The following is a 6,178-nucleotide window of genomic DNA, read 5'->3' as shown; positions in this document are numbered from 1 at the left end:
CAACCGGAAAATGCACTATCTCCTATACTCGTCACGCTGTCTGGAATTGTTATGCTTTCAAGGCTTGTACAGTCTTCAAATGCTCTCAATCCTATACTCTTTACCGGCACGACGCACATCTCCGCAATCTCAACCGAGACAGCAATTATACTGCAATCGGAAACTTCAGTGTAATCGTAATTTCCGTCACCGTCTTCATCGACAGGTTTGTAACACAGATATTCTCCATAATCTGCCGCCTCCGATGTTATCGGCTGTACCCCTGCAAAAGTACTTACACCGCATAGCAATGCTGTGGCTACGCTTAAAAACTTTTTAGAAATCTTCAAAGAAACTGCCGTCCTTTCATTGATTTATATTGATATTTTAACATTATCAACAAATACTGTCAAGGATTTTTACAAAATATTACTTATTTTTTTCTCTTTTTAAAATTAGAATTGAAGCAATAAAATACGTAGCTGCACCCAGAACTCCGGACACAATATCCCCCATTGTATTTGTATTTGTCCCCTGCATATTAATATTTAAAATGTTATCTGCTGTAAATTCATATATTTCCCAGAAGCCTGCACAGGAAGACGAAAAGAAAAATGAAAACAAAAGCATAATTATATGATCTTTTTCTATTTTTCTCTTTTCAAGTATAAAGGATATAATAAGCATTCCGCCTTCTGCCAGAAGAATACCGCTTAAATAATGAACAAACCTGTCATAAAAACCTATATAATGATATAGATTAATAACTGATCCCATAGCTGCCGCAAAAATATCAAATACCATTGCCAGCAGATAAAATCTTCTGGGAAATTTCCATGTTACAGCTGTAACCACCGCTACAGACGCTAATGCACCGATTATTTTTACTGAAGTTGTTTCAAGTGCAGTAAAAACTGATATCACAGCACATGCCGCAGTAAAAAGCAATGTTAGAAGTGAAATAATTATTCTGAATTTAATATCATTATTTTTCATTTGCATGTTTCTCCATTATTATACTTTAGTTTCTTTATATTTATCATATGCATTATCAATCACATGTTCAAATTCATGGTACTCCTCCCATGTACCAACAAATTCCAGAGGAAGGTCATGCAGTTCTTCAATCACCCACCTGGAATAATCATTCAGATACCCATTTTCATAATATTCATTTACAAAGCCGAATATCTCATCTGAAACATCAATACCCCAAAATTTACCGTCACAGTGCTCCATAACAAATTCCGTACCTGTCATTGTTTCATTTCTGACAGCTTCCAGTCCCTCATTATCATCATTATGAATTTCTCCCTCAAAATGATGCTTTATGATCCATGTCATAAAAAAACCTATATGATTGCCGGCATAAAGATATATTTCATCAAAATCTTCATCATTTAATGAATCCTCATTTTTATTGTTCATACGGCAGTAATTTTTCATTGCAGCTTCAAACTGATAATCGACTTTATCAAAGCAGCAGCTGCGTTCTTCCGAAGTATATTCTTTTTTAACAGATTCTTCTGTCTTATCTTTTTTCTTTTTAAATATATTAAAAATTCCCATAAGACATTCTCAATCCTTTCCTTTGACCTTGTCCCAATACATTTTAGCTGACTGTTCCTGCTTATTATCTCCGTATTTATAGTAAACCTTTCCTTTTAGAGCATCCGGCATATACTGCTGTTCAACCCAGTGATTGGGATAATCGTGGGGGTACTTATAAAACTGCCCTTTAATTTTTGCGTCCTCACCGTCAAAATGCTTGTTTTGCAGACATCTAGGGAAATCAATTGCCAGCCCCTTGTTTACATCATCCATAGCCGAATTAATTGCTTCGTAGGCACTGTTCGACTTAGGAGCAGTTGCAAGCAAAACCACTGCCTGTGCCAGTGGGATTCTCGCTTCCGGAAGTCCCAACTGCATAGCAGCATCAACACAGGATTTTACAATTGTTATAGCATTAGGATATGCAAGACCAATATCTTCAGATGCAATAACCAGCAGACGTCTGGACAGAGAAATAATATCTCCGGCAGCCATAAGTCGTGCCGCATAGTGAAGAGCAGCATTTTCATCTGAACCTCTTATAGATTTCTGCAAAGCGGAAAGAATGTCATAATGCTGATCTCCGTCACGGTCATATTTCATATTGCTTCGCTGAGCAAGAGCTGACGCTGTTTCCAGAGTGATTTTAACACAGTCGGAGTATACATCTCCGGCAAGGGTACTGAGTTCTACCGTATTTACAGCCTTCCTGACATCTCCGCCGCAGCTTACTGCAATATGTCTTATTACTCCGTCTTCCAGTTCATATTTCACACCGTTTCTTTCGGACAAAATATCAAAAGCTCTCTGTACTGCTTTTTCAATTTCATCTGCTTCAGGAGGTTTGAATTCAAATACAGTGGAACGACTGATAACCGCATTGAATACAGCAAAATAAGGATTTTCTGTAGTTGATGCTATAAGTGTGATCTGTCCGTTTTCAATATATTCCAGAAGACTCTGCTGCTGTTTTTTATTAAAATACTGTATTTCATCCAGATACAGCAAAATTCCGTCTGCTCCGGCAAAAGTACCTATTTCGGAAATAACTTCTTTAATGTCGGAAACAGAAGCGGAAGTACCATTTAATTTGTGCAGTGACATATTAGTATTTTCTGCAATTATTCTTGCCACAGTTGTTTTGCCTGTTCCGGAAGGTCCGTAAAAAATCATATTTGGAATATGACCGCTTTCAATAATGCGTCTCAATGGTTTTCCCTGCCCAAGCAAATGCTTCTGACCTACTACTTCATCAAGATTTTCAGGACGAATCTGGTCAGCCAAAGGATTACTCATAAATTTCACCTCTTTGAAAAAACAGCGGCAGTTTTTAAACCGCCGCTGATACTTATGATATCAATTATATAAAATACCAGTTATTATAAGTATTTATTATTCATACAAAGGATATTTTGTACAGATTTCTGTTACCCCTTCACGAATAAAGTCTGCCTTATTATCAAAGTCCTTAGCTGCCAGATAAATATACTCGGCAATTTTTTCCATCTCGGCTTCCTTAAGTCCTCTTGTAGTAACCGCAGGCGTACCGATTCTCAGTCCGCTTGTAACAAATGGCTTCTGAGGGTCGTTTGGAATTGCATTTTTATTTACTGTAATATAAACTTCATCAAGACGGTGTTCCAGTTCCTTTCCTGTTATATCAAACGGACGAAGGTCAACAAGCATAAGGTGATTATCTGTACCGCCGGAAACAAGATTGAAACCTCTTTCAACAAGTCCCTTTGCAAGAGCCTGTGCGTTCTTTACAACCTGCTGCTGATAAGTTTTGAATTCCGGCTTGAGAGCCTCTCCAAAGCATACTGCCTTTCCGGCAATGACATGCATTAACGGTCCGCCCTGAATGCCCGGGAAAATGGACTTATTAATTTTCTTTGCAAGCTCCTCATCATTTGTAAGAATAAGACCGCCTCTTGGTCCTCTTAATGTCTTATGTGTTGTAGTAGTAACAACATCTGCATAGCCTACAGGAGTTGGATGACATCCTGCTGCAACAAGACCGGCAATATGAGCCATATCAACCATAAAATATGCTCCTACTGACTTTGCAATTTCAGAAATACGCTTAAAATCAATGATTCTCGGATATGCAGACGCACCTGCAACGATCATCTTAGGCTTGTTTGCCTTTGCCAGTTCTTCTATTTTGTCATAGTCGATTTTTTCATCTTCACCCAGACCATAAGAAATAAAGTTGAAATATTTTCCTGACAAATTAACCGGTGAACCATGAGTCAGATGTCCGCCGTGAGCAAGACTCATGCCCATAACAGTATCACCAGGTTCAAGAAGTGCAAAATAAACAGCAGTATTTGCCTGTGCTCCGGAATGAGCCTGAACGTTTGCATATTCAGCTCCGAAAAGCTTCTTTGCTCTTTCAATGGCAATATTTTCAACAATGTCAACGCATTCGCATCCGCCGTAATAACGCTTGCCCGGATAACCTTCTGCATACTTGTTTGTAAGAACCGAACCCATTGCAGCCATTACTTCAGGAGAAACAATGTTTTCACTTGCGATAAGCTCCAGATTTCTTTTCTGTCTTGCCAGTTCCTTTTCCATAGCCTGTCCCACTTCAGGATCAGATTTGGACACAAAGCCAATTGTATCAATCAGATTATTATACATATTAAAATTCCTTTCAACTGTAATTAATATTGTTTATTATACACCAATTTACAGCAAATTTCAATACCATAATCCAATTTATGAATTTTTTTCTTTTAAATAGTCTTTCTTAAGAAACAAAGAGCCGCATTATAAATAAGAGAAGGCTTGATATTATTTTTCACAAGAAATTCCGCAAATTTTACAGCAAAGCCAACATCTGCTGAAAAATCCTCAATTGTTTCTTTGAATCTTACAGGTCCCAGTCGTGTTTCAGCTTCAATGCCATATGTAGTACTTTCGTTTCCGTCACGGGTAACCTTAGTAGACGTTACACGATATATTATCCTGTTTGTTCCCAATACCTCCATGTAAGTAGTTTTTTCTTGCGACACAATTTTTTCTCTTTTTAATGTTGCCAGCATAATTTTTCCCTTCCTTTTTTGTAACTGAATTTTAATTTCTGTAACTAAATTATAACACAAAACCCCGTTTATTGAAACGGGGTTTTTTTAGAATATTTTGTAGGTTTGTGTGGTATATTATATACTTCTGACGATATGTAAAGCTAATCAGCAATATCGTGTTTATCAGCTAAAAAACGTATGCTCAACAAAAATCTTTACACCGATTCCCACAAGAATCAGTCCTCCCACAAGCTGAGCCTTATTGTTAAGCATATTTCCGAATTTCTTTCCTATAATTACTCCGGCAACGCTGAACATAAATGTAATACAACAGATTGACAATGCTGCAAAAGCAATATTTACATTATCAAGTGCGGCAAAGCTTACACCTACTGCCAGAGCATCAATACTGGTAGCTATCCCCTGCATTAACAGCATTTTACCTGTAAGAATACTGCTTTCATTTTCATTTTCGTCCTTTTTAAAGGATTCCCAGATCATCTGACCGCCGATAAATCCCAGTAAAACAAGTGCAATAATATGATCAAACGCAGTAACATACTTTGCAAATCCACGTCCCAGAAAATATCCTATAAGCGGCATCAGTCCCTGAAATCCTCCGAAACAGACGCCTGTCATTACTGTTCTTCCGGCTTTGATATTTTTACAGCATAATCCATTTGTAACAGACACTGCAAAAGCATCCATTGAAAGTCCTATACCAATAAGAATAAGTTCAATTATACTCATATATGTCACCCTAAATTCTTTCTGCAAGAAGTGCGGAATATTTTTTTCTGAAGTCCTCAAATTTACCGTTATCCAACGCTTCTCTTATTTTCTCCGCAAGAGTATTGTAAAAATAAAGATTATGCATAACTGCAAGACGTCCTCCCAGCATTTCACCGGCTTTAAAAAGATGACGGACATAAGCTCTGGTAAAATTCTGACAGACGGGACAGTCACATTCCTCGTCAATAGGACGGCTGTCTGTTTCATAGCACTTATTTGTAAGATGCATAATACCCGACCACGTAAATACAGTAGCATGTCTTGCATTGCGGCTGGGCATAACACAGTCGAACATATCAACGCCTCTTGCAACAGCTTCAATGATATTAGACGGCGTACCTACCCCCATAAGATATCTGGGTTTATTTTCAGGCATGTACGGTTCCACAACATCTATGATCCTGTACATTTCCTCAGTGGACTCACCTACAGCCAGTCCGCCGATAGCATAACCATCCAGATCAAGCTTTGCAATATCCTCCATGTGCTTTATTCTAAGGTCATCATAAGTACTTCCCTGATTGATTCCAAAAAGCATCTGTTTTTTATTTATAGTATCGCTTCGGGAATTCAGCCTTTCCATTTCCTCTTTACACCGATATAGCCATCGTGTAGTACGTTCTATAGAATTTGCCGCATATTCATGCTCTGACGGATTTTCAATGCATTCATCAAATCCCATAGCAATGGTAGATGCAAGATTAGACTGTATCTGCATACTTTCTTCCGGTCCCATAAAAATTTTTCTTCCGTCAATATGGGAAGAAAAATAAACGCCTTCTTCTTTAATCTTACGCAGCTTGGCAAGAGAAAATACCTGAAAT

General features: G+C 37.9%; 8 protein-coding genes. All 8 read right to left on the bottom strand.

Features of this window, described 5'->3' with window-relative positions:
- Positions 1-329: leucine-rich repeat protein (locus tag ACI4WO_RS08625; protein ID WP_439807155.1), on the bottom strand; the 329-nt coding region annotated here is incomplete at its 3' end.
- Positions 330-408: 79 nt separating this feature from the next.
- A complete protein-coding gene (locus ACI4WO_RS08620; protein WP_439807154.1) occupies positions 409-975 on the bottom strand; it encodes a hypothetical protein in 567 nt (188 codons plus the stop codon).
- An 18-nt stretch (positions 976-993) separates the two neighbouring features.
- Positions 994-1,548: a DUF7832 domain-containing protein gene (locus ACI4WO_RS08615; protein WP_439807153.1), complete on the bottom strand. Its 555-nt coding sequence runs from the start codon at positions 1,546-1,548 to the stop codon at positions 994-996.
- A gap of 9 nt (positions 1,549-1,557) precedes the next feature.
- The gene (locus ACI4WO_RS08610; protein WP_439807152.1) at positions 1,558-2,826 is read right to left on the bottom strand and encodes a replication-associated recombination protein A; all 1,269 of its coding nucleotides are present in this window, start codon (positions 2,824-2,826) and stop codon (positions 1,558-1,560) included.
- A 96-nt stretch (positions 2,827-2,922) separates the two neighbouring features.
- Positions 2,923-4,176 carry a serine hydroxymethyltransferase gene (gene glyA / locus ACI4WO_RS08605; protein WP_439807151.1) on the bottom strand — a complete coding sequence of 418 codons (1,254 nt, stop codon included), beginning with the start codon at positions 4,174-4,176 and terminating at the stop codon, positions 2,923-2,925.
- Positions 4,177-4,271: 95 nt separating this feature from the next.
- Positions 4,272-4,580, bottom strand: a complete 309-nt coding sequence (locus ACI4WO_RS08600) for a hypothetical protein (RefSeq protein ID WP_439807150.1) — start codon at positions 4,578-4,580, stop codon at positions 4,272-4,274.
- Positions 4,581-4,745: 165 nt separating this feature from the next.
- A complete protein-coding gene (locus ACI4WO_RS08595) occupies positions 4,746-5,312 on the bottom strand; it encodes a manganese efflux pump MntP (RefSeq protein WP_439807149.1) in 567 nt (188 codons plus the stop codon).
- 10 nt (positions 5,313-5,322) lie between these two features.
- Positions 5,323-6,178: tRNA guanosine(34) transglycosylase Tgt (gene tgt, locus ACI4WO_RS08590; RefSeq protein ID WP_439807148.1), on the bottom strand; the 856-nt coding region annotated here is incomplete at its 5' end.

The organism is Porcipelethomonas sp. (assembly GCF_051893655.1).
In the GTDB taxonomy this organism is placed as follows: Bacteria; Bacillota; Clostridia; order Oscillospirales; family Ruminococcaceae; genus Porcipelethomonas.
This window is presented reverse-complemented; position numbering and strand designations above follow the sequence as displayed.